At 39.5% G+C, this 25,639-nt stretch carries 31 protein-coding genes; 4 read left to right on the top strand and 27 right to left on the bottom strand.

The window, feature by feature from the left end; all coding sequences use genetic code 11:
* Positions 1 to 43 precede the first annotated feature (43 nt).
* The 13 genes from AB986_RS16240 to AB986_RS16180 all read right to left on the bottom strand — a co-directional run bounded on the left by AB986_RS16240 (position 44) and on the right by AB986_RS16180 (position 9,555).
* Positions 44 to 1,354, bottom strand: a complete 1,311-nt coding sequence (locus AB986_RS16240; protein ID WP_048312348.1) for a DRTGG domain-containing protein — start codon at positions 1,352 to 1,354, stop codon at positions 44 to 46.
* 107 nt (positions 1,355 to 1,461) lie between these two features.
* The gene (locus AB986_RS16235) at positions 1,462 to 1,698 is read right to left on the bottom strand and encodes a hypothetical protein (protein WP_048312347.1); all 237 of its coding nucleotides are present in this window, start codon (positions 1,696 to 1,698) and stop codon (positions 1,462 to 1,464) included.
* 103 nt (positions 1,699 to 1,801) lie between these two features.
* A complete protein-coding gene (locus AB986_RS16230; RefSeq protein ID WP_048312346.1) occupies positions 1,802 to 2,482 on the bottom strand; it encodes a metal-dependent hydrolase in 681 nt (226 codons plus the stop codon).
* A 204-nt stretch (positions 2,483 to 2,686) separates the two neighbouring features.
* The gene (locus AB986_RS16225; protein ID WP_048312345.1) at positions 2,687 to 4,231 is read right to left on the bottom strand and encodes a polyamine aminopropyltransferase; all 1,545 of its coding nucleotides are present in this window, start codon (positions 4,229 to 4,231) and stop codon (positions 2,687 to 2,689) included.
* Positions 4,232 to 4,259: 28 nt separating this feature from the next.
* Complete coding sequence (locus tag AB986_RS16220) at positions 4,260 to 4,655, bottom strand: DUF350 domain-containing protein (protein WP_048312343.1); 396 nt, start codon at positions 4,653 to 4,655, stop codon at positions 4,260 to 4,262.
* A gap of 18 nt (positions 4,656 to 4,673) precedes the next feature.
* Positions 4,674 to 5,231 (bottom strand): DUF4247 domain-containing protein, encoded by a 558-nt coding sequence (locus tag AB986_RS16215; protein WP_053216224.1) that lies wholly within the window; start codon positions 5,229 to 5,231, stop codon positions 4,674 to 4,676.
* Between the two features lie 27 nt (positions 5,232 to 5,258).
* Positions 5,259 to 5,930, bottom strand: coding sequence for a PspA/IM30 family protein (locus AB986_RS16210; protein WP_048312342.1), 672 nt, complete (start codon positions 5,928 to 5,930; stop codon positions 5,259 to 5,261).
* A 14-nt stretch (positions 5,931 to 5,944) separates the two neighbouring features.
* Positions 5,945 to 6,454: a DUF4178 domain-containing protein gene (locus AB986_RS16205; RefSeq protein WP_048312341.1), complete on the bottom strand. Its 510-nt coding sequence runs from the start codon at positions 6,452 to 6,454 to the stop codon at positions 5,945 to 5,947.
* A gap of 51 nt (positions 6,455 to 6,505) precedes the next feature.
* Entirely contained in the window at positions 6,506 to 6,973 is a 468-nt protein-coding gene (locus tag AB986_RS16200) for a DUF3939 domain-containing protein (protein WP_048312340.1), read from the bottom strand.
* A gap of 175 nt (positions 6,974 to 7,148) precedes the next feature.
* The gene (ald, locus tag AB986_RS16195) at positions 7,149 to 8,273 is read right to left on the bottom strand and encodes an alanine dehydrogenase (RefSeq protein ID WP_048312337.1); all 1,125 of its coding nucleotides are present in this window, start codon (positions 8,271 to 8,273) and stop codon (positions 7,149 to 7,151) included.
* A 139-nt stretch (positions 8,274 to 8,412) separates the two neighbouring features.
* On the bottom strand, positions 8,413 to 8,751 hold the full coding sequence (locus AB986_RS16190; RefSeq protein ID WP_048312335.1) for a fluoride efflux transporter FluC: 339 nt from the start codon (positions 8,749 to 8,751) through the stop codon (positions 8,413 to 8,415).
* Positions 8,739 to 9,122, bottom strand: coding sequence for a fluoride efflux transporter CrcB (gene crcB / locus AB986_RS16185; RefSeq protein ID WP_053216223.1), 384 nt, complete (start codon positions 9,120 to 9,122; stop codon positions 8,739 to 8,741). The genes AB986_RS16190 and crcB overlap by 13 nt, the downstream gene beginning before the upstream one ends.
* 55 nt (positions 9,123 to 9,177) lie before the next feature.
* Positions 9,178 to 9,555 (bottom strand): hypothetical protein, encoded by a 378-nt coding sequence (locus AB986_RS16180; protein ID WP_152671016.1) that lies wholly within the window; start codon positions 9,553 to 9,555, stop codon positions 9,178 to 9,180.
* A 126-nt stretch (positions 9,556 to 9,681) separates the two neighbouring features.
* On the opposite strand from AB986_RS16180, the gene AB986_RS16175 reads away from it, so the two are divergent.
* Entirely contained in the window at positions 9,682 to 11,007 is a 1,326-nt protein-coding gene (locus tag AB986_RS16175) for a purine-cytosine permease family protein (protein WP_048312333.1), read from the top strand.
* Between the two features lie 234 nt (positions 11,008 to 11,241).
* Here AB986_RS16175 and AB986_RS22460 read toward each other — a convergent pair whose 3' ends face one another.
* A complete protein-coding gene (locus tag AB986_RS22460; RefSeq protein WP_161797393.1) occupies positions 11,242 to 11,403 on the bottom strand; it encodes a hypothetical protein in 162 nt (53 codons plus the stop codon).
* Between the two features lie 113 nt (positions 11,404 to 11,516).
* Between AB986_RS22460 and AB986_RS16170 the strand changes: the two genes are divergently transcribed.
* The gene (locus tag AB986_RS16170; protein ID WP_048312332.1) at positions 11,517 to 11,849 is read left to right on the top strand and encodes a hypothetical protein; all 333 of its coding nucleotides are present in this window, start codon (positions 11,517 to 11,519) and stop codon (positions 11,847 to 11,849) included.
* Here AB986_RS16170 and AB986_RS16165 read toward each other — a convergent pair.
* The 10 genes from AB986_RS16165 to sppA all read right to left on the bottom strand — a co-directional run bounded on the left by AB986_RS16165 (position 11,838) and on the right by sppA (position 19,658).
* Positions 11,838 to 12,344 (bottom strand): MogA/MoaB family molybdenum cofactor biosynthesis protein, encoded by a 507-nt coding sequence (locus tag AB986_RS16165; RefSeq protein ID WP_048312331.1) that lies wholly within the window; start codon positions 12,342 to 12,344, stop codon positions 11,838 to 11,840. The genes AB986_RS16170 and AB986_RS16165 overlap by 12 nt on opposite strands.
* A gap of 2 nt (positions 12,345 to 12,346) precedes the next feature.
* Entirely contained in the window at positions 12,347 to 13,189 is an 843-nt protein-coding gene (locus AB986_RS16160) for an EcsC family protein (RefSeq protein ID WP_048312330.1), read from the bottom strand.
* Positions 13,190 to 13,380: 191 nt separating this feature from the next.
* A complete protein-coding gene (locus tag AB986_RS16155) occupies positions 13,381 to 14,568 on the bottom strand; it encodes an acetate kinase (RefSeq protein ID WP_048312329.1) in 1,188 nt (395 codons plus the stop codon).
* Positions 14,569 to 14,750: 182 nt separating this feature from the next.
* Positions 14,751 to 15,743 (bottom strand): class I SAM-dependent methyltransferase, encoded by a 993-nt coding sequence (locus AB986_RS16150; RefSeq protein WP_236690410.1) that lies wholly within the window; start codon positions 15,741 to 15,743, stop codon positions 14,751 to 14,753.
* 157 nt (positions 15,744 to 15,900) lie between these two features.
* The gene (tpx, locus tag AB986_RS16145) at positions 15,901 to 16,398 is read right to left on the bottom strand and encodes a thiol peroxidase (protein WP_048312328.1); all 498 of its coding nucleotides are present in this window, start codon (positions 16,396 to 16,398) and stop codon (positions 15,901 to 15,903) included.
* A gap of 89 nt (positions 16,399 to 16,487) precedes the next feature.
* Entirely contained in the window at positions 16,488 to 16,823 is a 336-nt protein-coding gene (locus AB986_RS22605; RefSeq protein WP_048312327.1) for a hypothetical protein, read from the bottom strand.
* Positions 16,824 to 16,888: 65 nt separating this feature from the next.
* Complete coding sequence (ytfJ, locus tag AB986_RS16135; RefSeq protein ID WP_048312326.1) at positions 16,889 to 17,425, bottom strand: GerW family sporulation protein; 537 nt, start codon at positions 17,423 to 17,425, stop codon at positions 16,889 to 16,891.
* Positions 17,426 to 17,454: 29 nt separating this feature from the next.
* A complete protein-coding gene (locus AB986_RS16130) occupies positions 17,455 to 18,054 on the bottom strand; it encodes a DUF2953 domain-containing protein (protein WP_048312325.1) in 600 nt (199 codons plus the stop codon).
* Positions 18,055 to 18,175: 121 nt separating this feature from the next.
* Positions 18,176 to 18,649: an RDD family protein gene (locus AB986_RS16125; RefSeq protein WP_053216222.1), complete on the bottom strand. Its 474-nt coding sequence runs from the start codon at positions 18,647 to 18,649 to the stop codon at positions 18,176 to 18,178.
* 13 nt (positions 18,650 to 18,662) lie between these two features.
* Entirely contained in the window at positions 18,663 to 19,658 is a 996-nt protein-coding gene (sppA, locus tag AB986_RS16120; RefSeq protein ID WP_048312324.1) for a signal peptide peptidase SppA, read from the bottom strand.
* Between the two features lie 238 nt (positions 19,659 to 19,896).
* Between sppA and AB986_RS16115 the strand changes: the two genes are divergently transcribed.
* Positions 19,897 to 20,694 (top strand): NAD kinase, encoded by a 798-nt coding sequence (locus AB986_RS16115; protein WP_048312322.1) that lies wholly within the window; start codon positions 19,897 to 19,899, stop codon positions 20,692 to 20,694.
* 82 nt (positions 20,695 to 20,776) lie between these two features.
* Here the strand turns inward: AB986_RS16115 and AB986_RS16110 are convergent, their stop codons facing one another.
* A complete protein-coding gene (locus tag AB986_RS16110) occupies positions 20,777 to 22,372 on the bottom strand; it encodes an amidohydrolase (protein ID WP_048312320.1) in 1,596 nt (531 codons plus the stop codon).
* 172 nt (positions 22,373 to 22,544) lie between these two features.
* Here AB986_RS16110 and AB986_RS16105 point away from each other — a divergent pair, with 172 nt between their 5' ends.
* On the top strand, positions 22,545 to 23,612 hold the full coding sequence (locus AB986_RS16105; RefSeq protein WP_048312941.1) for an undecaprenyldiphospho-muramoylpentapeptide beta-N-acetylglucosaminyltransferase: 1,068 nt from the start codon (positions 22,545 to 22,547) through the stop codon (positions 23,610 to 23,612).
* A 39-nt stretch (positions 23,613 to 23,651) separates the two neighbouring features.
* Here AB986_RS16105 and mbcS read toward each other — a convergent pair whose 3' ends face one another.
* Positions 23,652 to 25,229: an acyl-CoA synthetase MbcS gene (mbcS, locus tag AB986_RS16100; protein ID WP_048312318.1), complete on the bottom strand. Its 1,578-nt coding sequence runs from the start codon at positions 25,227 to 25,229 to the stop codon at positions 23,652 to 23,654.
* Positions 25,230 to 25,353: 124 nt separating this feature from the next.
* Positions 25,354 to 25,554 carry an alpha/beta-type small acid-soluble spore protein gene (locus AB986_RS16095; protein WP_048312317.1) on the bottom strand — a complete coding sequence of 67 codons (201 nt, stop codon included), beginning with the start codon at positions 25,552 to 25,554 and terminating at the stop codon, positions 25,354 to 25,356.
* Positions 25,555 to 25,639 lie beyond the last annotated feature (85 nt).

Genomic DNA, 25,639 nt, shown 5'->3' with positions numbered 1-25,639 from the left:
AATAAGCACGGAAACCGCCATTGACTCATGGCGGTTTTTCTTTTTATCGATCAATAAGCTGCGCCATCATAAGTGCTTTACCCACAACCGAACCTTCGTGATAAATCTCAACATCAACTTTACCAAACTTCCGTGACACCTCAAGAACTCTTGGTACAATCTCAATCGTATGATCAATTTGAACCGGCTTAATAAAATAAAGAGTGATATTCTCGACAACAAGGTCACCTTTTTTATACTTCTTTAGTACTCTGCTCCCCGCTTCCGTTACAAGCGTTGTCACTACCCCATAAGATAATGTACCAAGAAGGCTTGTCATTTGCGGAGTCACTTCACAACTATATCGACTCTCATTCCCAACCGAAACGTCCTTGATCTGACTTGTTATTAAGTCATCAAACGTCTCTCCAATTTGTGGCTGTTGCTGAATCATTTGTAGCGCTTTTAGTACATCTTGCCTGCTAATAATACCAATTAATCGCTGATATTGATCTAGAACTGGCAGCATTTCAATCCCTTCCCAGATCATCGTATGTGCGGCAGATGCTACAGAAGTTTGTTCATTAACTGTTAGTGGATGCTTTGTCATCACCTTTGTAATGATCGTTTCGTGCTGCTCTCCAAGAATATCCTTTGACGTTACAATTCCTTGAACCTTCATATTTGGATCAACTACAGGGTACCGACTATGCATTGTTGATTCATTCAGTTCATGCCAGCGCCCAACATTCTCAGTAGTTACAAGGAAACTTGTTTTTGTAAGTGGTGTTAATATATCACTTACAAGTGCTATTTCCTTCTTGATTAATCGATCATAAATGGCACGATTAATCATTGTAGCTACGGTAAAGGAATCATATGATGTTGAAATGATTGGAAGGTCATACTCATCTGCCATTTTCTTCACATCATCCTGTGCATCGAATCCCCCCGTAATTAGAACGGCAGCCCCTGCCTCAAGTGCGATTTTGTGAACATTATCGCGATTACCGACAATCAGCAAACTACCAGGATCTACATATCTCATCATTGCTTCTAGTTTCATCGCGCCTATGACAAATTTATGGAGGGTTTTATGTAATCCATCTCTTCCTCCAAGCACTTGTCCATCTACAATGTTCACTACTTCTGCATAAGTTAATTTCTCAATATTTTCTTTTTCTTTTTTTGTAATACGAATTGTACCCACACGTTCAATCGTGCTTACCGTACCCTTATTTTCTGCATCTTTAATTGCTCTGTACGCCGTTCCTTCACTGACTTTCAATTCTCTTGCAATTTGACGGACAGAGATCTTGCTTCCTACATCAAGCGTTTCAATATATGCCAGAATTTGTTCATGTTTCGTTGTCAATGTCTCTCACCATACTTTCTACGTGCACATCTGTATCAGTAGCTAAACTTCTTCTGTTATAGTGGTGTTAGAATTGACTTCATTATACATAACTCACGGCTATAACTTCAACGGCTGTATTGTTTTTTTCTCAATTCCGTTACCGAATCTTCTTCTGGCATGCTCTGAACCCTAGTCCGATCAAAGAATAAGCCTGCAAGATTGCCGCCTAGCGCCATAATGGCAAAAACAAGCCACAGACTGAAAAAGGCTCCTTCTAGTGTTAAATCAATTTGGAATCGTGGTATAGCATCATACATCAGAAATAAGATACAAAGGACCGATAGAAACAAACGCTGTTTCACTAACATTCCCCCTCATCGTCTTTATAACAGGGTATGTTAAAGTGTTGCTATTTAATACGTTATTCAAACACAAAACCGATGCAATGCATCGGTTTTGTTCAACTTATAATTCAATTGTTTCACCTGGTCTTAATGCTTTCCCTTTTGTTTCTTCGAGACTATCTATAAATGAATCTGGATTCTGCTCAATAAGAGGGAATGTATTGTAATGAACCGGAACTGTTAAATCCGCTTTTATCCATTTTGCTGCAATAGAAGCGTCTTCAGGTCCCATTGTGAAATTATCCCCTATTGGAAGGAATGCTAGATCTATACGTTCATTAGCTAAAAGCTTCATATCAGAGAAGAGACCAGTATCTCCAGCATGATAAATTGTCTTTCCTTCCGCACTCAATAGAATTCCCGCAGGCATTCCAGTATAGATAATTTGCTTCGTATCTTCTTCTGTATAACTCGATCCATGGAATGCTTGTGTAAGTTTCACTTTACCGAATTCAAATTCGTGTGCGCCACCAATAGCCATAGGATGTGCATTAACACCCTTCCATCCTAAATATGTAGCAAGCTCGAACGGTGCTACAACTAGCGCATCGTTACGTTTGGCAATCTCAACTGTGTCACCTACGTGATCATTATGTCCATGTGTAAGTAAAATAACATCACATTTGACCGTGTTCGCATCTAAATCGCACTGACCGTTTCCTGAAATAAATGGATCAATTAGAATTTTTGCCTTGTCCGTTACAACTTCGACAACCGAATGACCATGAAACGTTACCTTCAATTGAATCGCTCCTTTAACGGTTTGAGATTACTTCCCATCTTGGCTTTAGTTGATGGGAAGGTTGTATTTAACTAATTCCCTTTCACTCATGAACTAAACTAATGGCAATGTTAATGAACAATGTTAATTTTCGGCTCATTTACGCCCTGTGGTACCGAATGACCCAAAATCGAGAAATCAACAATATGAGCTAACATAGCCAAACTAATAATACAACCAGGCAGCTTCATACTTCTCAATTAAATGAGGGCGAATTAAGGTGTTCGGTTCAAAGGTAACTTCTTCTCCATCTTTTATGATATGCTCATCCTCATCTTTGCCAAACGAGGTAAGAGAAGGAATCATATCAGATGATAAATAATCCGTCTCAACAGCAACATCTAATTTGTTCTGTTGGATTGGCTTCCTCGTCCCCATTACAAAGCCCCAGTTACCAAAGCTCGGGATATCAACGTGATAATTTGACGTGATTAGCCCTGTTTCTTCAATTGTTCTAGAAATGGTCCAATACGCTTCCCTTGCAAAAACAGGACTTGTCGCCTGCACCATTAAAGCACCGTCTGAACGGAGATGATTTCTCAACATAGAATAGAATTCCCACGTGTATAGCTTATTTAACGATTCATTATTCGGGTCTGGAAGGTCAGATATAATAACGTCATAACGATTATTATCTTCCTCAATATATTGAAAAGCATCCTTATGAATGACCCTGACACGTTCATCCTCAAAAGCATGTCCATTTAATTCTGTTAACAAATGATTTTCTGAAGCAAGCTCCACCATTCTAGGATCGAGGTCTACAACTGTAATCGATTTTACCTCCTCATATTTTTGGAGTTCTCTTACAGCCAATCCGTCGCCACCGCCAAGAATTAAAATATCTTCTGTTTTTGTAGCAGCAGCCATAGGGATGTGAATAAGCGGCTCGTGATACCTGTGTTCATCACTTGAGCTAAACTGAAGTTGCCCATTTAAAAAGAGTCGAACATCACCCTGCTCTTTCGTAAGGATAATTTTCTGATAGGACGTTTCTTCTGAGTGAATAATCGGATCCTTATAAAGACGTTGTTCAAATGAAAAAGCAATTTCTTCACCAAAAATCGTTCCAGCAATCATTAATAGAAAGATAAGAATCGCCACGACTAGATAGCTAACTCGATGCACGATCTCCTTACGAAAAGCATAAATCATCCAAAAGGCAACGGAAATGTTAACAAGCGCGACAAGAAACGCAGACTTCACTAATCCAAACTCAGGTCTTAAGTAAAAGGCAAAGAGTAACCCACCGACAAGCCCACCTGCATAATCAGAAAACAACACACGGGCAGTACTTTTATTCATTTCAACGCCAATCTCATTTGCTTTTCGAATGAGTATAGGTAATTCAAGTCCTGTAAGACCACCAATCACCAAAATAATGCTATACAAAACTATAGCTGTTGCTTCTTCACCAGCAACAGCTGTAATACCGAAAACAGTGAAACTTGATAAGCCACCAATCAAACCAATAAGAAGCTCGATGGCTATAAATCTTGTAATAAGTCTTTTAACGACCCTTTCGCTTAAGGATGCACCAATACCCATCCCAGTTAGAAAAAGAGAAATAGTTAGCGTATACTGCTTAACTCCGTCACCAAGTATGTATGAGCCAAGCGCACCGAATAACACTTCAAAAATAATTCCACAAATGGATACAATTCCTGAAGCCCAGTACAGCTGACTGCTTTTATTCATTTTCTTGCTCATGTATTTCACCTTCAGCTGTGAATTTCTTCTACGTAATAGAAGCTCCGACTACCAACCCTAATCCAATCGATACGCACATTGATAGTATGCCTACTGATACAACGCCCTCATTGAGTTTCTGTTCTACAGAGAACCGTCTCGTAAGAAAGTCAAAAATGTAGTAAGCAACCAGTTGTAAGACAACTCCATAAGCGCCCCAAATTACAGTATCAAGTACATCTGAGCTATGATAGATGGAAAAGGCGAGAATCAAACAAATACCAACGATCTTGCCTCCGATCGAGAGGGCTACAGCTGTATTCCCTTTTTCAATTTGTTCCCAATCTTTGTATTTCGTTGTGATTAATTCAAATATAACAAGTCCAATCGCTACCACTACGATGGATGCAATAAAATATAAAAACGTTAATAAAAATGGCCCCATATCTAAACTCTCCTTTAATTATTTTCCTGTTCCTGGTCCGCCACCACGACTACTAGATCCTCGAAATGATGGTGTATTTGTAGGACCTTTATATGCCCCACCAGTTGCACTGTAGCCTCCATAGCAATTTCCGCTACTACTATTACAACGATTTTTTTGCTTTTTACCCCAGTCATCAACGTCAAGTATTTCGTCTAGTATGTAATAAGCTAGTAAACCATCAAAAAAGCTCGGTTGGTAGTTATCTCTAACAAAACCTACAGTTGCTACCTCAACAAGGGTATTAGAGTCTTCTTCAGATAACGTAACAATATAATCATCATAAACAAGAATTTGCTTTCCTTCTTTAACTTCACTGACTTCATTCGGCTTAATTTGATCCTGAAGATAGGAGGCAACGGATGCGAGATCTTTATCAGCCTTATAGACTTTAGAAACATCTCCCGAATCAACGCTGCTCTCAATTACATCTTCAAGCTGATATCGGTCCTCCACGATTTCTTGAATATCCTTCGTGATTCCACATGCCGATAAGAGCAGAATGAATGCTGTCAGCAATCCTGTTAGCCATTTCATTCTTCCACCCCATTAAAGGGGAAAGTATTATTCTTTCCCCATTTTTTTCTTAAGTTCTGAAAGCTCATCATCAATTCCGTTATTCTTATCAAGCGAATCTAGCTCGTCATCAAGAGAACGACTGCTCGAACGCATATCCTCACTTGTTTCTGCTTCAGCTTCATACTGAAGAACCTTCTCTTCCATACGATCAAAGCCACGTCGGGAATCGTCTCCACCAATGTCAGACATTGCGCGATTTATTTTTGTTTTTGTTTTTGCAGATTCTGCACGTGCTTTCAAGCTATCCTTCTTCAACTGCATTTGACGGTATTCCTCTTTCATCTCATCAAGCTTCGAGCGTAGAGTATCCGCATCTGTTTTTGCTCTCTCATAAGACTCTTTCAACGTCTCTGCCTTTGTTTCATGATCTTTCTTATCTTGAAGCGCTCTTCTTGCAAGGTCATCATTGTCTGCTTCAAGGGCTTTTACAGCTTGATCTTGTCGCTTTGTGACCATCGCACTTGCATCATCCCATTTTTTCTTTAGCATTTTCTCATTAGAAATTTGCTTTGCAACTGCTGTCTCTGCTTCCCGAATGTCCGTTTCCATATCACGCATGAATTGCTCGAGCATTTTAACTGGATCTTCCGCCTTATCAAGAGCAGCATTTAACTCAGACGACATAAGTGTTTTAACTCGTTTAAACATACTAAACATTAATACTCATCCTCTCATTTGCTTCCAGCAAGAATTTTGATTTCATATTCTTCAATTTCATAGCCTTTGCTGACTTCTATCTCAGATCCCCAAATCTCAATTGATAGAAATTCCGTTTCTTCCTCATTGGAGAAGTCATAATATTCGACATCCTGGCCATTCACATTACTTCCTCGGCCTTTACCAGACACATTAGCATGCCCATGTTCATCCTGATAATAAACAACACCATCTATCGTTAATTCTTTTGGTATTGGTTTTGATACTTTTTCTTTAACTGTTTTGTAAATGCCAAGCTCTAGCTCATCATCCATTTCAACACTAAGCCAGATCGATGATCCTTCAGATTGAAGCTGATAGGCCTGCCATTTATACCCTCTTACAGTATAAGTCAATGTTCCTACAACCTGATAATCTTCAAGATCATACGTTATAATATCCCCGACCTGGATATTCATTACTGTTCTTTCTTCAACTGTATTTTCTTCTTCTTTCTTCCCAAACAATTTCGATAGAAATCCCACCTTCAAACCCTCCTCTCTTCTATTTACGAACTGATTTCAATAAAGTTTCGCTTATTTTTCTGGCTTACGGTGCGATACCATTTGTTCTTGCTCTGTTAAATAGAAATCAATTGGAGGTCTCTCCTGTAGCATAGCCTTTTTTTCAAGCTTATAGAAACTGAGCTTACGAAACGGATCCCCATCAATAACCGGAAGTTCCTCCTCCGTTCGAATATAGGTATCAACAGCTTTTTGCATTTTATCAATCCAAAAAGGAATGTGTTTGTCTTTACCCTCAAAAAGTTCAAAAGTCTCTTTAGACATAAAAAATGGCTCTGAAGGAATTCCTCCTAAATAAGAACTTAGAAGGGAATGGTCAATCGAGTTGTCTTCTAGCACTAGAATTTTTAGTGAAATGCCATCCCTTTTCTCTTCAGCAAATGTGCTAATCGCTCTTCTAACCTCTTGAATGGAAACATCTATTACTTTCGCTTGAGTAGATTCCTTCTTTTCCTTACCTTTTTTATTCCAAAATGCCATCGTGCATGCACCTCCTCTTCTTCTGTTCGAGCAAGAAAGGCAAATACCTTTCGATCGATTCAAGCTTTACATAATTATGTAATCTCATTCACATTATAGTGTAGTCTTCGTCTACAATATTAGCTATATCCGCAAAAAAAATAAAGCAGCTCATCGGCTACTTTATTTTTTATCTTTATTCCGTCGGAGCAAGCATTGCTCGAGCACTTTTATACTCAAGCTCATTTGCCTCAGCAACTGCTTGGTACGTCACAAAACCATCCATTGTATTAATTCCTTTCAACAATGGTTCATTTTCTAGACAAGCTTTCTCATATCCTTTGTTAGCAAGTTGAACCGCATATGGCACTGTTACGTTCGTTAATGCAATTGTAGATGTGCGTGGAACGGCTCCAGGCATATTTGCTACTGCATAATGAACAACATCGTGCTTCGTATATGTTGGGTTGTCGTGCGTAGTAATGCGATCAGTTGTTTCGAAAATTCCTCCCTGATCAATTGCAACGTCCACGATAACAGATCCAGGCTTCATATCCTTAATCATCTCTTCTGTTACAAGCTTTGGTGCTTTAGCTCCTGGTATAAGCACGGCACCAATGACAAGATCAGATTCCTTTACTGCTTCTGCAATGTTTAAAGGATTCGACATCATCGTGTTGATCTCAGTACCAAAAATATCATCAAGTTGACGCATACGTTCAGGACTTAAATCCATAATAGTAACATCTGCACCTAGACCCATTGCAATTTTGGCTGCATTTGTTCCAACAACACCTCCACCGATGACAGTTACTTTGCCCCGTTTAACGCCTGGAACACCACCTAGAAGTATACCAAGTCCGCCTTTAGGTTTCTCAAGAAATTGAGCGCCAATTTGAGCAGACATACGTCCTGCCACCTCACTCATTGGAGTAAGTAGCGGTAACGAATGATTTGGAAGCTGAACTGTTTCATATGCAATCCCGATCACTTTTTTCTCAACAAGTGCTTTTGTAAGCTCAGACTCAGCTGCAAGGTGAAGATATGTAAATAAGATCAGTCCTTCTCGGAAGTAACCGTACTCCTGTGGAAGAGGCTCTTTCACTTTCATCACCATTTCCATAGACCAAGCTTCTCTTGCTGTTTCTACTATATTAGCACCAGCTTCAAGATATTGTTCATCTGTAAAACCAGATCCAACTCCTGCACCTTTCTCGATATATACCTCATGTCCAAAGCGCATTAGACTCAAAACACCAGCTGGAGTCATAGCTACACGATTTTCATTATTCTTTATTTCTACAGGTACACCTATACGCAATTAAATTCCTCCTCTATATCCTTCAAAATCTTTACATTGTAAGGGCTTTATCAAAAACCTCTATCATCATAACACTTCGACTCTCGTTTCGAAACCATAAGTTATAACAAATTGAAAACCCTTTCAATACCCTCTCGCATTACCCAATCATTAAGTAACCGAACACTACCATTAACAGCCCGCTTATCAAACTTATTAAGATGTAGAAAACAGAAAGCCACAACTTTTCAGCAGCAATAGTAACGGCTTCATACATGAAGGTTGAGAATGTAGTCAAAGCGCCTAGAAAACCCGTAGAGAATGCCGGTCCAAAATCACCTGCTGCATATGCCATTCCCATTAGAAAGCTACCTGCTAAATTCACAATGAAAGTTGCAAAAGGGAAAGGAGAATGATCCCACTTGCTTACCACTAGTGCAATCATATAACGCAACCATGCTCCTGCTCCACCTCCAACCGCAATCATCACCCATTCCATGCAGGATTCCTCCTCATTTTGCGTGCAATTGTCATTCCTAGGAGGATGCCTATTATCCCTAAAAGAATGCTTCCTATTCCGTAGAGAAATGCAACGAAAAACTGACCTTCTCTTACATACACGAAAAGGTCTAGTGAATAAGTAGAAAAAGTTGTGAACGAGCCCAAGATGCCTGTTGCTATAAATTTCTTAAGGGTTCCTGAAATTCGATGATTGGATTGTACAAATTGATAGAAGAATCCAAGGATAATTGAACCTGTTACATTCACTAGAAATGTTGATACAGGAACTCCGTTCAAACCTGTTCCAATCATAGCTCGAAGCGTTGCACCAAGAGCGCCTCCAGATACGATTGCTAGACTATTTTTCAATTGAATGCGGCTCCTTTCACCTCTTCCCCATCTTAACGAAACCGCCAATTAAAGTCTACTTGTCTTCTTCATTCCAAACCCATGTATAAAGCCTACCATTTGAATCCATCCATTTCATTTCGAATCGTTCAACATCCTTATAGCCATAGGTACCCATCTTCTCAACTAGCTCATCAACTTGTGCTAATTCACTTACATTAAGATGTTGAAATAGAGCTGACACTTTCTGCTTAGCTGCAGATCCTTTCTCAACGGTATTGCCTTTTTCGAACTCATATTCATTAGGACTTGAGAATTCCCACTCGTGTTCAACTCCATTTGTCATTACCATACATTTAAAAGAAAAACTATTTCCAAGTGTGGTTGCTTCAGAGTGAATAGGAAAAGTAAAAAGATATACAGCGAATGCTAAACAAACAACCTTTTTCATCATTCATCACCTCTATCTTAGATTGACGGAAAACAATGAATATTATTCACCTAAAAAGTAAACAGGATTGCATCCTTCTCTTACTGCAACTAAAATGAAACATAAGTCCGCGATCGTAAAGGAGAAAATATGAGCACAATCAGTAAACAAACAACTAGTATACAAATCGAGCGATATGGACTGGAATCAGTACCGCAGAAGTTACGAACAACTTCCTGGTACGAATACGCCATGATTCAAATGACCGTTTCCGTTAACGCTGGTAATTTTCTCGTTCCCGCTCTTGCCGTACTTGAAGGTGGTCTTAGTTTTATTTGGGCAGTTCTTTCAACTATACTTGGAGCAACAATTGCTTTTCTATTCGTTTCCTATCTTTCTTTTCCAGGTGCTCGTATGGGAATCCCTTCTCAATATGCTGTTAGATCATTTGTCGGCATTAAGGGCGCACAGTATTTCGCCTCACCTGTTAGAACCATTACCTCGCTCTATTGGTTTGCTGTTCAAACAATCGGCGGTACTTACATGGTTGTAGAACTAATGAAACGAGCTTTTAACTTTCAATTTCAATTCCTTCCTACCGCTTTATTTCTAGCAGCTGTCATGGCAGCACTTGCATTAGTTGGATTTGATGCCGTTAAAAAAGCAACTAAATACTTTCTCCCGCTTCTTTTTGCAGGAGGCGTGGCGATGTTCTTTGTTTATTTTACTACTTCAGTTGAAGGAAACCATTATTCATCCATTCTTTCCATGAATGAGCAGCCTGATCTAAGCTCATTTCTTTTTTTCTCAAGTCTTGCTTTTGTTCAATATGTATCTGGAGTGAGTAGTTCGTCTGACATGGCTCGATACGCGAAATCCACCGGCCATGCTTTTTGGGGGATATTCTCTGGTAATACAATTGGGTTTACGCTCACTGCATTGCTCGGTGCTTATACAGCTGCCGTTGCAGGAACATGGAATCCTTTTCTAATTACAAGTCAGCAGACAAATTCAACTCTGCTACTGATTCTTATCTTTGCATCAGCTCTTTGCTCAATGATTATGATTAACATTAGTAATGCTTATACAGGAGGGTATAGCCTTCTCAATACCTTCCCTTCACTTGGTAGAGTTAGAAGCGCACTATTGCTTGGTTGTGCAGCAATACTACTAAGTAGCTTCCCTGAATTTGTTGATCAAGCTGAGACGTTCATCTCCTTTCTAGGAGCGTTTGTCATTCCACTCTCTGCCGTGATTGTTAGCGATTTTATTGTGGTGAAAAAAGGACGATTCACGACAGAAATGCTTCAGGAACTATCTGAACGCACCAACACCTTAAATCACCCTGGTTTTGTGGCTATAGGTTCTGGTCTTCTTCTATATCTTTTACTCCCAACAGCATACTCACCAGGATTCCTGTCATTTATTGTAACAAGCATCGTCTACCTCGCTTCTCGAAAAGCGATGGTTCGATGACAACAGATTTTCCCTAGTTCATTTTCAAAACCTTTTAGTTTTAGGCTCTGTTAATGGACTATGTTGATTTTTGGCAGCCTAGTTATAAAAAGGTTTGGTATAAAAACCACTCATCAAGTGGATTGTAGCGGAAATCGAGCATCTGGAGCGGAAATCAACCACTTTATAACAAAAAATATTTTCACTTCCACTAAACAAAAAAGTTCATGCTATAAGGCATGAACTCTCAGTATTCTAATAGTAACTTTTTCGGTCTTGCTTCCGAGGCATCTTTTTTGCATTTTCTTTATTCTCTTCCTGATCAATAACTCCACTTTGGTACGATTCACTTAGTTGTTGGTGAACGGCCATTTCGCCGCTTTCATCGTAAATTAGTTCATTTCTCTTGTCTGGCATATGAGCAACCTCCTGTGATTTCGGACTCTTGCCTTCGTATTCTTTCCGATAACACGTAGGATTACTTAATATGAGTGAAGTTGATTATTTCCAAATAAAAGGGGATACATGTTATGTATAAATTTCAGTACGATCATCGGCTGCAAATTACGCTACCAATGCTTGACGACAGCTGGGAAAACCTTTCAATAGCAGATCAGGAGGCTATCCTCCTTAAGTGGGAACAAATCAAAAGCTTAATACCCGATCGCATTGCTGAACTGGAACAAATGATTTGTTATAAGCAAGCTAAATTAAGTGATGAAGCCAACTTCCAGCAGTCATGTCTTCTGAACACAGAAATAGCTGACCTCGCTTCTATTATTAATGATTTATGGCTCTGGTATCGTAAAGAGATGTTCATTTCTCCCTACAAACCAAGAAGATCGTCCTCATCATTTATTTAACTCTCTAACTATATGTGGAAGTTCCGGTAACAACAGTCTCGACATCGCAAGCTTAACTGCTCCTGAAGATCCCGGCATAGCAAATATTGCTGTATCTCCAACAACGCCTCCTATCGCTCTGCTTAGCATTGCAGGAGTTCCAATATCATCTGTATAGCTGATCATACGAAACAACTCACCAAATCCAGAGAGCTCTTTCTCAAGCAATCCTTGAACTACTTCATATGTAACATCTCTTTTTGCTATGCCAGTTCCACCATTTAAAAGAACAATGTCTACCTCTTTTGCGTTGACCGCCCATTGTATGGCATCTTTAATGTCATCCTGGACGTCTTTAACGATGATTCTGTCACTAACCACATGTCCGCTCTCAGTAAGCATAGATGAGATTAGCTGGCCGCTTTTGTCTGTAGTAAGTGTTCTAGTGTCGCTGACTGTAATAATAAAGCATCTTACAGTGGAAGGTGCCTCTTTCTTGTGTTCACTTGCACTCAATCCTATTCACCCCTTTCAAGCTCTGATAGAAAGCGTTTTTGATAAAAGTGATGAGCAGTTTCGCTAACAGACCTCGTAAATCTGTAATTTACCCCTGCACCAATTGCAATACCGAAAAGTGGAATTCCCTGAATGATTTTCTTCCTTAACATCATTAGCACTGTACCTTTTACAACTTGTTTCAGTGGTCCTTGTATCCATTTGGCATCTGCAATTTCTTCAGGACCTTCATAAAAATAAGGATGAGCTTGATTGTAATTCACCTCTTCTTCAAGAGAAACCCAGGCTTTTTCCTGCATTCCCTTAGGAAGTGTTGCCATATGAAATACTTTAAGCGCTATCATCATTTCTGAAGGGTAATTGACCGGATAACCGTATGTCATCGCAATTAACTGCACCGTCCTAAGATTGATCGCGAGTACAGCAGGCAAATCAAGACCTAATAAGAGAAGACTTCCTGTACCTGCGAGCCCACCTTGAGCAAACGAAACCATTCGCTGCCTTGCAATTTGTTGATCTGCTATATAACTAAGCTGATCAATCGTTAACTCTTTCATATCCTGAATCTGTTCAATTGCTGGATTGAATAACCGAGCTTCCGTTAACAGACGATGGCTCGCATCAACCTGTGATTGGGAATTCTGAATAAAAGAATGCGTATGAAATAGAGCAGAGTCAATAACTGAATAAACGCGATTTTTGGTAGTTGGTTCCAACTGATTAATTTTGTAATCATACCATTTCTGAAAGGTACGTTCTATATCAGTTGCATTTTGCGTAAAATGCTCTTGTTCCCATTGTTTAATTGCATCAAGCTTCTTTTGTTCTCTTTCTGTCCAGGCCAAACGAATTCGCTCCCTTCAAACACTTTCTTATATTGTAGCTTTTTCAATCAAAAACTTCCAATAAAGGTGCAAAACACACAAAAAAGAGCACCCTTTTGGATGCTCAATTATTTTTAGACTTTATACTATTATGATTAGAGAGTTAACACTAGCTGAAATCAACAACTCTTATCGCAACAGAAGAGCTTATTTTATTGTGAAAGCCTTACAGTATCTCTTGCAATAACGACTTCTTCATTTGTAGGGATAATCATAACTTTAACAGGTGAATGAGGATAGTTAAGGAATGCTTCTTTTCCTCTTACCTTGTTAAGAGTCGGGTCCCAATATACACCCATAAATTCAAGTCCGCGAAGAACACGAGCGCGAACAGCTTCACTATTTTCACCGATACCAGCAGTAAAGATAATAGCATCAAGGCCAGACATACGAGCTGCATAGGAGCCGATGTATTTGTGAATGCGTGAAGTAAATACTTCAAGTGCCAATTCTGCACGTTCGTTTCCTTCTTCAGCCTTAGTTGTAATATCTCGAAGATCGCTTGAGAATCCAGAAACGCCTAGAAGTCCACTTTTCTTATTTAACGTATTCATTACTTCTTCAGCAGATTGCCCTGTTTTCTCCATAATGAATGGAATCAATGCTGGATCAATGTTACCAGAACGAGTTCCCATTGTTACACCAGCTAGTGGAGTAAAGCCCATTGACGTATCAATTGATTTACCACCTTCAATTGCTGCAATACTCGCACCATTTCCGAGGTGACAAGACAGCAAACGAAGCTGTTCTAATGGACGACCGAGCATTTCAGCTGCTCTTTCAGAAACATATTTATGAGAAGTACCGTGGAAACCGTACTTACGAATTCCAAAATCTTGATAGTACTCATATGGCAGGCTGTATAAGTATGACTGCTCCGGCATTGCCTGATGGAAAGCAGTATCAAATACAGCAACAGATGGCACATCTGGAAGGATTTCACGAAATGCACGAATCCCAACAAGGTTAGCAGGGTTATGCAATGGAGCAAGTTCAGAAACTTCCTCAATACCCTCTAATACTTCTTCAGTAATCATAGCGGAGTCGTTAAACTTCTCTCCACCGTGAACTACTCGATGTCCGACACCTTCTATTTCATCATAAGAAGAGATAATTGAGAAATTAATAAGCTTGTCCAGAAGCATTTTAACTGCCACTGCATGATCAGGAATATTTGTTACTTCTTCGTTTTTCTCACCGTTTACTTCTATTGTGAAAATGGCGTCATCAAGGCCGATTCTCTCCACGAGTCCTTTTGTGATAACAGTTTCTTCCGGCATGTTTAAAAGTTGAAACTTCAATGAAGAACTACCGGCGTTGATTGCGATTATTTTCGCCATATGTGACAGCTCCTTTAATTCAATTAATGATAAATTGACGTACGACACGAAAATAGAAGGGAAGGTCCCTTCTATCTTTTAACACTCTTATTATTTAAACACCCACCATTACTTTATTCAAGGCGAAAACCGCTTACATATAAGTATTCCGCCAATTCAGAAATGTAAACGTTTCAAACCGCTTATGAAAGTTGTGAGAACCAGCCATTAATTTGAGACATCATGTTTAACATCGCTTCACGATTGGAGAAGGACGGTAATTTCGCCATCATTACCTGCTTCGGTTTTAACGTATGCTCACCGTTCTTCTGAACAACTAGAATGCTTTTTGCTTGAGATTCATTTGCAAAAAGGCTAGTAGGTAATTGAATAATTCCATGAATGACAGAGCGTTCATTCAATAAGTTCCTTACTTGTTTCGCTCCATCGTCACCGAAGAGAAAGTTTGGAATCATAAAGAAGAGCATTCCTGAGTCTTCTGTCATATTCAAACTTTGCTCAATAAGAAGATGATGGACGTAAGACATTCCTTCGCTAGCTCTTAACGTGTAATTCGCAGCAGCTTCCTCGTGTGGGTAATAACCTACAGGAAGATCCGTAACAACCGTATTCACCTGCGGAATGTACAGTGGCTTCACGCTATCCTGGTGGAGAAATTCAACTTGGTGTTTTTGCAAATTAGCATTTGCAAATCCTAGGTGCAGTAGTAAATCATCTGGTTCAGCACCATATGCCTCAACAGTCTCTCCTTCTAACTGGTTGAGAACCGAGGTTAATAAATTTCCAGTTCCTACTGCAGGATCCAGAATTCTCATTTCGTCTATGCCTAATACATCTTTATATTTTTTCACAAGGTATCCGATTAGATGTGCAACACTATCTGGTGTCATTGCATGGTGAGGCTGAATACCTTTTTTCATCCCTTTCAGTAGGGCGAGTTGGATTCCTTTACGAATGGTTTCTTTCTCAACACCTTCCAAATCACATGAGTCATACAGATTTTTAAGGCGCACAACCGTATCCGCATCCAATTCTTCTTGAAGTACCTTATTTTCAAAAAGGTTTAGTCCCGTTTCAACAAGTCCCTCAAGATAAGACATTTCTAATTTATTTTGTAGAACAAGCGTCGATTCATCTAGTACTTTATATAAAGCTTCTACAGTCATATCAGACATCATTTGGCCTCCTATCAGTTTGCCGTCTCTATTGTAAACAGTCTTGAACGCTTTCGCAACAATGCAGGATAATCTTGCTTAATTGCAGGTGATCAAGAACTCCTAAAAAAAGACCTCGATGAGTTTTTCATCGAAGTCCTTCTCTAGGTTCGTTTCTTTATTCAGCTTGCTTCGCAGCCTTTAATGCTTCTTCATAATCAGGATGGTTTGTTGCTTCACTTACATACTCTGCATGAACCACTTCGTCTTTACTATCTACGACAAAAACAGCACGCGCCAACAAGCGAAGTTCCTTAATAGCAACGCCAAACGCCTTACCAAATGATAGATCACGATGATCAGATAAAGTAATGGCATTCTCAATGCCTGCAGCACCGCACCAGCGTTTCTGTGCGAATGGAAGATCAGCACTTATCGTTAACACGTTAACATTATTCAAACCAGCTGCTTCTTCGTTAAATTTACGCGTCTGAGCATCGCAAACACCCGTGTCAAGTGATGGAACTACACTGATAATACGCACGCCTGAATAGTCATTAAGTGTTTTTTCTGATAGATCATTTGCTAGTACTGTGAAATTCGGAGCTTTATCACCCTTTTTCACTTCTTCACCAAGAAGAGTCATTGGATTTTCTTTAAATGTAATATTAGCCATGTTCATACCTCCTTTATAATTGGTCGTATGTACGACTGCTTTCATCATATATGTGCTGAGATTATATTTCAAGAAATTAGCTAATCTGGTTATCCTCTTAATTGATACATATGAAGAGGATATTTTCGTGCGGATGGGCGATGAGCCTCCTCCACTACAATCAACATCGAAGTGAGGATTTTTGATACAAAATCCTTTTCAAAAACAACTTTTTTAAAGCTCTTTTCGTAAACTTTGTTGTTATAAGAGTAGTGGTTGATTTCCGCTTCAGGATGCTCGCTTTCCGCGGGGCGGGCGCTGAGCCTCCTCGGCGCACAAAAACATTGCGGCTGTGGGGTCTCACCTGTCCCGCTAGTCCCGCAGGAGTCGAGCATCCTTCCGCTCCAATTAGCTAAATCTGGTTCTTTATACAAAACTTCTTTCAAAAGCAACAACCTTTTAGAAAAGAGCCTTTTTTAACCTATTAAAAAGCCGCTTAGATATAAGCGACTTAGAAGTTTAAATCCTGCTTTTCGTCATCATGTTGTCCGCGTTGGTGCGAGCGAAAAAGATTCTTGGACTGAGTTGTATGTTTTTGGCCACTGCCCTGTTGTCCATTTGATTGATCCTTTTTCTCTTTGGAATCTTTGTTCATGTTCTGAAGCATACTTTGCACCTTTTCAATCGCTTGAGGTGCAAGGTCCAATAAGCGTTCATATAGATGTGTTGTGTTATCAAGATGTATCATTTTAATATCGCCTGCGCTAACAATTAGAAATGCAATTGGAGTGATGGACACGCCACCACCGCTCCCTCCTCCAAATGGCTCTCCTTTACTTTGGTTCTGATCACGGCTCGAGCCCGACTGCTGTTTCAACATAAATTCACTTCCACCTGCTGCAAAGCCAAACCCTACCTTTGACACAGTTAGAATAACACTGCCATCAGGCGTTTCAACAGGATCTCCAATGATTGTATTTACATCGATCATGTCTTTAAGGTTCTCCATTGCAGTTTGCATAAGTCCTTCAATAGGATGTTCAGCCATCTCGTTTTCCTCCTTCACCTACTAGACCGTTAAGTCCCTTGAATATTCTTCTGAGACTTCAATAATTTAATTACCGCGATCATAGCATGCCCCAGTTTAAAGGTGATCATGCATTTAATATATGTTTGGATTGTTTTCATTTCATAAATAGGTGTAACAATTAATTGGGGAACGGTAAGTAAGTTCGAATAGTGAGATAGAAGCGCAAATAAAGCAATTTTTGCATTTAACAGTAGCTCAGCTCCCACCGCCGTATTTGCTGCGTTGGTCATTCCAAAATTAGTTTCCCACTGAATTTTTCTTACACTTGTTTTCTCTAGAATAAATTGAACAGCATCTTTCGCTCCATGCGTTTTTTTAAATAATTTCAGAAGTTCTTGTATGTCCCCTTTAAAAGTTGTTTCTTCAGCTTTGTCTTTAATTGCTTCTTCTCCGCTTTCTAGCAGCTCTTTAAGCGGAATAGCTGTAGAGTAAAACAATAGACCAAACAGCGCCTTAACATCGATCTGTAGCTCCTCTACAGCTCTCGAATGTTCAATTGTTACTGTGACTTTAACAGTTGAAAAGATAATGAGAGGCACGGAAGCAATTAGAAGCAAACCAAATACAGCAACAATTGCTATAATCAATAAACATGCCCCTCCTTTTTATAGGCTTTTTAAAGCACCTTTTATATACGAATGATTAATAAGCAAAAAAATGCCACATAGAATAAACCTGCCCAGTGTGGACAGGTTTATACACTAAACGTTATTTTTCATGAACAACGATCGTATCTGCAAATAGATCATGTATCCCTTGTTTCTTCTTTGTGAATGCCACTACTATAAATCCGACAAAAAAGATGGTTTTGCTTATAAAACGGCCAATACCTTCTCGGAAAATAACAGTTCCCCATGTTAACTTAGCAACTTTATCAGACTCAACTCTTAACCCGAAAAGCATCTTCCCAAGCGTTTGAGACAGAAACTTCGTCATCAAGATAAAATAAGCATAATAGACAGTTCCTGTTAAAATGGCTTGAAGTGGTAAAAATGCCGGTTCACCTGCAGGGATATCAAACCCTCTTATAGCAGGAGTAATTAAAATACCATTTAGACTTGCTACAACAATAATATCGACTAAATATGCCCAAAAACGCATCCAAAATCCAGCAAATCGAACGTTCGACAATTCATTAGAAACGGATGCAGGAGGGGCAGTTGTATTCATTGTTTCGTCCATTCTGCCTGCCTCCTTATTCAGAGTATAAATACATTAGTTTCGGTGATTGCGGCGTAGACAGTAGCTGCTGAATACCTAGTAGGTCTTTATCTGGCCCCATTAATTTGGCAGCTGTCATTTCGAATAATGAGTTAAAACCTAGGTTCTGTTTGTATTGAATAACTTGAAGATTGCTATCCCCTAAGTCTTTCTTCATCGCTTCGAAGGTGTCTTCTAGGTTGCCAAGATCATCAACAAGATCAACATCCTTTGCCTGTCTTCCATCGTAGATTCTTCCGTCAGCAAGCTCTCGAACTTTGCTTTCGTCTATCTCTCTTCCTTCACTTACAACTCGAACAAATTCGTCATAAGAATTATCAATCATAGACTGTAGAATATCACGTTCTTCATCAGTCATCTCACGATTAGGAGACATGATATCTTTATGAGGACCACTCTTAATAGTCTCCCACTTCACTCCAACTTTCTCTGCAAGCTCAGAGTAATTCATTGACTGCATGATAACGCCAATTGACCCTGTAATTGTTGATGGACTAGCATAGATTTTATCAACAGGAGCTGATATGTAATACCCTGCTGATGCTGTCATACTACCCATTGAAACATAAATCGGCTTATCTGTTTTTTCTTTCAACTCTAAGATCTCATCATGAATCTCTTCACTTTCAACAACACCGCCACCTGGCGTGTTCAAGCGAAGTATGATTCCTTTAACACTGTTATCATCCCCTGCATGTTCAAGACGCTTAAGAAAGACATCGTGATTGTAACCCGCCTGTGGCAAAAAGCTATTATTCGCTCCCGTATCCTGAATAACGCCTTCTACATTCAGCACTGCGATTTTGTTTAAACCGCTCCCTTCTTCAATAACCGTCTCAGCGAACTGATCTGATGAATTTATTTCCTCTTTCCATCCGCCAAAAGCAAGACTAGAAACGAAATTAAACCCAATTGATACGATGATAAGAACGACAGCTATACCAAGCGCTATCCACCGTTTTCCATTCATAATAAGCCTCCTCTATATCCTGATGCTATAGTATGTACGATGAAGCCATATTATTGGTTTCATATTTTCGAGAATATCATACAAAATAAGGAACCGCACTCTTTAAACTTGTTGTATCATTTCAAAAAGAAGCGCTAAACTAATAGATATCCGATTAAAAAATGAAATTTTTTCTTTTTTCTAAAAAGAGAGAATGATAAAGTAAAGAAGACTAACAGTTGGACAGGGAGGAATTCAAATGCCAAATCGCCGTAATTTATTCTTTTTCTATAAACAAACAAAAGAATTGCAGGAGAAAGTAGAACCTCTAAAAGCGCTTGCTGAAAAAAACGATTTTCATATCGTTGAAGAAGCAAAAGATGCAAGCATTATTGCAAGCATAGGTGGAGACGGTGCTTTCCTACAAGCAGTTAGACAAACAGGATTTCGAGAAGACTGTCTATACGTAGGAATCTCAACCGGAGAGCTTGGCTTCTATTGCGATTTTCACATCGATAACTTGCAGGAAATGGTAGGAGATATTTTGTCAGAGGGCATTGAAGTTCGTCGGTACCCAACCATTGAAGTTAAGGTAAATAATGAATCCTCTTTTTACTGTTTAAACGAATGTACAATTCGATCTTCTATTATTAAAACGCTTGCAATGGAAGTGTATGTAGAAGATTTCCACTTTGAGACATTCAGAGGAGATGGGCTGATCGTGTCGACTCCTACTGGGAGCACAGCTTATAACAAATCAGTAAATGGAGCAGTAATGGATCCTAAACTAGCTTGTATGCAGGTTAGTGAGCTCGCTTCACTAAATAATAACCACTACCGTACACTCGGATCGCCATTTGTACTAAGTGATGAAAGATCACTAACACTTCAAGTTATCCAAGACGGTAATGATTATCCGGTTATTGGAATCGACAATGAAGCGTTAAGTATTCAACATGCGAAAGAAATCCATATCCACATCCCTGAAAAACGAATCAAAACAGTGAAGCTAAAGGATAATTCCTTCTGGCACAAAGTTCAGAGAAGTTTCCTGTAAAAAAGCTGAATCGCCAAGAAAGAAGCACCGCTATATATAGCGGTGCTTCTTTCGATTTAACCATTAAACTTCCGTCATGCAACTAATTAAAGTCACTATACACAACAGATTCATTAACCACCGTCATAACTGCTTTTGTTTGTAGGAGTAAATCCGAATCGCATGCGAATATATCACGGTTTAGAACAGTGAAATCAGCATCATAGTTCTCCATTATTTTCCCCCGCTCATCTTCACGACCAATTGCGTATGCGCTTCCTGTAGTAAATAGTGACACTGCCTCAAACATGGATAGCTTCTGCTCAGGGTAATAGCCTTCATGCGTATCATTTGGACGTTTTCTCGTAACGGCTGCATGAATCCCGAGCAGCGGATCAACCGGCTCAATTGGGGCGTCAGATCCACCTGCTATTGGGATGCCACTATGTAACAAGGTTTTCCACGCGAACGACATAGCCATTCTCTCTTCTCCTAAACGCTCCATCACCCACGGGAAATCAGATGCAACGAATCTTGGTTGAATATCAAGAATGACAGATAGTTGGTTAAGACGATCTATTAAGTCTGGTCGAACAACTTGTGTATGAATCAAGCGGTCTCTCAAACCGTATGGGGCAGGGAATTGTTCAATTGCTTCAATGGCATATTCTAGTGCTAAATCTCCAATGACATGAATGGCAACAGGCATATCATGAGTTCTCGCTTCTCTAACGAGCGTTGTTAACCCTTCTATGCTGTGTATCGCAACTCCTGATGTGTCAGGAGAATCATTGTATGGATGACTCAATAATGCTGTTCGACCTCCAAGCGCACCATCAGCAAATATTTTCATGGCACCAAGTTCTACGTATTCCGTGCCATCACCATAACCTAATCCTTGCCTTCTCATCTCATCAATGACTTCATGATGAACGAGCAAATTCGCTCTAAACTTGCGTTTGCCATTAATTACATTCATAAAGGTTTCATATGTTCGGGTAAAGCCACCATAGTAATTTAGGTCTTCACTATGTCCACCTGTGACACCTTTTGATACAAGATCATCAACGGAAGATGAAAGGGCTCGTTCAAGGAATCCTATACTCACTTCTGGCATAGCATTTTTCACTAACTCCTGAGCACGATCAAGAAGATAACCAGTCGCCTTGCCATTACTATCTCGCATAATGACTCCACCTTCAGGATCTTTCGTCTCATCGGTGATACCAGCCAGATCAAGCGCTATGGAGTTTGCAAGAATGGCATGTCGACAGACGCGCGTTAGCATCATCGGATGGTTTGGCGAAATTTCATCAAGTTCATCACGATGAAAAATCTTACGATCAGCGAAGTTATTCTCGTTCCATCCTTCACCAATAATCCACTCATCTGAAGAAGCATTGCTTACTTTCTCAAGAAGTAGCCTTTTCATTTCCTCGGCTGATTGAGATTGAGATAAGTCCAAACGCAGAAGTTTCTCGCCATGACCAATCATATGGAGGTGACTATCAACAAAACCTGGAATCATAACGTGACCTTTAAGGTCACGGCGCTCATTTATTTGACTGCCAAAAAGAGATCTTAGTTCAGCTTCAGTACCTGTTTTTTTAATACGTCCGCCTTCTGTATAAACTGCTTCTACTGTCTCATTCTCTTGATCAAGCGTATATATTTTCCCACCAAACCAAAGCGTTCCCAATGATTTTCTCCCCTTTATATCTAATGTCAATTGTTCACTTATTGTATCACTCTACTCTTATGCTGTGAATCTTCTGGATTTTAAATTGAACTCTTTGTATTTTTTTAATCATGATACAATAGGGAGAGTGAATAAAATGAGCAAGACAATTGTTGAAGGTGAGGAAATCTCGTTGAAAAAGAAAATTTTATTTACCGGTGGCGGTTCTGCCGGACATGTGACAGTTAATCTAGCTCTTATTCCACGTTTTCTTAAAGATGACTGGGACATTCATTATATTGGTTCAGAAAATGGCATCGAACGTCAGTTAATAGAACCACTGAAAGGCGTAACGTACCATCATGTTTCAACAGGAAAATTACGCAGGTATTTCGATTGGAATAATTTCAAAGATCCATTTAAGGTTATTAAAGGGGTAGGAGAAGCGTTCTCTATTATTAAACGCGAAAAACCTTCTGTAATTTTCTCAAAAGGTGGATTTGTTTCTGTTCCTGTTGTAATTGCAGGCAAAATGAATAGCGTGCCTGTTATTATTCACGAATCTGATTTAACTCCAGGTCTTGCTAACAAAGTTGCCATCCCATTCGCTTCAAAGGTGTGCACAACATTCCCAGAAACGGTGAAACACCTTCCAGAAAATAAGGCTGAATACATTGGTGCTGTTGTTCGAGATGAACTAAAAAGCGGAAATCGAGCTAAAGGATTGTCCTTCTCTGGGTTTACCGGTAGCAAACCAGTCATGCTTATTATGGGTGGAAGCCTCGGAGCAAAAAGAATCAACGAAGCGGTTAGAAACCAGCTTGATGAACTTCTAAAAACGTTTGATATTCTCCACCTAACTGGTAAGGGTCAAGTAGATTCAACGATTCACATGAATGGATACAAACAGTTCGAATATGTAACAGATGAACTACCTGACCTATTAGCAACGGCAGATTTGATTATTTCAAGAGCAGGTTCAAATTCAATCTTCGAATTCCTTGCTTTAAAGAAACCTATGCTTCTTATTCCTTTATCGAGAGCAGCAAGTAGAGGTGATCAGATTTTGAATGCCCAATCTTTCGAGAAATCTGGTTATGCAAATGTCCTATTAGAAGAAGATCTTACTGAAGAATCTTTCATGAAGTCTGTTCGTGAAACCTATCAAAATCGAGAGACATATATTCATTCAATGGAACAGGACAATGCAGGAGATCAAGCAAACAAAATTGAGGCATTAATTAAGAACAAAGCCAAATAGAAAGACGAGGACCATAACGGTCCTCGTCTTTCTTACTGTTTAGGAAACACTCTGTGTTTCTTTTTGACGAAGTTCTATTCTCCTAATTTTACCCGAGGTCGTTTTTGGGAGCTCTTTAATAAACTCTATTTTACGCGGGTATTTGTAAGGTGCAGTTAGCTCTTTCACATGATCCTGTAAATCACGAACTAGTGCGTCTCCAGCCTGACTTTGATCCTTAAGTACAACGTATGCTTTAACAATATTGCCACGTACTTCATCTGGACTTGCAACTACTGCACACTCTTGGACAGACGGATGCTTTACAAGAGCATCCTCTACTTCAAATGGTCCAATCGTATAACCAGAGCTAATAATAATGTCATCTCCTCTACCCTCGAACCAGAAGTAACCATCAGCATCTTTAGACGCTTTATCGCCAGTTAAGTAGTAATCACCCCGATATGCCATTTGTGTACGTTCTTCATCTTTATAATAATGTTTAAACAAAGCAGGCACATCTTTATGAACAGCGATATCACCAACTTCTCCGACTCCGACAGGGTTACCTTCATCATTAATAATTTCAACCTTATTCCCAGGTGTAGGCTTACCCATCGACCCTGGCTTCACTTCCATCCCCTTAATAATTCCAACAAGAAGTGTGTTCTCAGTTTGTCCATACCCATCTCTCACGTCTATATTGAAATAACGTCTAAACGTGTCAATAACTTCACGGTTCAGCGGTTCACCTGCTGAAACAGCACTTCTTAAGGACGGGAGGCTGAAGCGATCTAACTCATCTACTTTCGCCATTAAGCGATATTCTGTAGGTGTACAGCAAAGCACGTTAATATCATATTCAGCTAGAAAGCCAAGATAGGTTTCTGGATCAAATTTGCCGCTATACACAAATCCTGTAGCACCACTACATAATGTGGCTACAAAAGGGCTCCAGATCCATTTCTGCCACCCTGGTCCAGCTGTCGCCCAAACATTGTCTCCTTCTTGTATATCTAACCATGAAGCTGACGAAGTTTTGAGATGAGCATATGCCCAACCGTGACTGTGAACAACACCTTTCGGATTACCAGTTGTCCCAGATGTATAAGATAAGAATGCCATATCGTCCCTAGATGTTTTTACCCCTTCAAATAAAACGCTTTCATTTTGAGCTTTATCAAGTAATGAAATCCAACCGTCTTGCGCATCCCCAACAACATATTTCATTTTCAGTGAAGGCGCCTCAGCTTCTACATCTTCGAATGAGCCTGTTAGCTTAGAGTCACAGATAACCGCCTTAGCTTCTGAATGATTAATTCGATAAACAAGGTCTTTCTTTCTTAACATCTCTGATGATGGAATAACAACTAGACCTGCTTTTAGACAAGCGATATAAACCGCGTATGTATCGATAAGGCGAGGCATCATGATTAGTACACGATCCTCTCTCTTTAACCCTTCTGATGTTAAAGCCCCTGCAATTTGGTTCGCTTTATCCATTAAATTATTGTATGTAATCTCATGGAATTCTCCTTTATCACTTCGCCATTTAAGAGCAATCTTATGTTCTTGTTTAGTAAAACGCTCGATCTCGCTTGTTAGATTGTAATAGTTAGGTGCAATTAAATCTCCCATGCTATTCCTCCTCTTGTATGTAATAGTTTCATTATACATAAAAATGGGAAAGTTTTGAACATTTCTGAATAAATCAAAAAGCGGAAGATGCTATATGCACCTTCCGCAAGCCATGAGTATTCAATTATTTAGAGTATCCTCCAAATTGTTGTTCAGACTGTTGTACAAGACGCTTAGTAATCTCGCCACCAACTGAACCGTTTGAACGTGAAGTTGAATCTGGACCAAGCGTTACACCAAATTCAGAAGCAATTTCATACTTCATTTGATCAAGAGCCTGTTGTACACCTGGTACTACTAGGTTGTTTGAGCTGTTATTTGCCATGGGATGTTCACCTCCTTGCCTATAGAATTTGATAGACAGGGAGGTGTTATTCCTTTTAACTTATGGGAATATGGTCAAATGTTGG

The sequence above is a fragment of the Guptibacillus hwajinpoensis genome (assembly GCF_001039475.1).
Classification (GTDB): Bacteria; Bacillota; Bacilli; order Bacillales; family Guptibacillaceae; genus Guptibacillus; species Guptibacillus hwajinpoensis.
The sequence above is the reverse complement of the archived record's forward strand: the minus strand, read 5'-3'. Positions and strand labels throughout refer to the sequence as shown.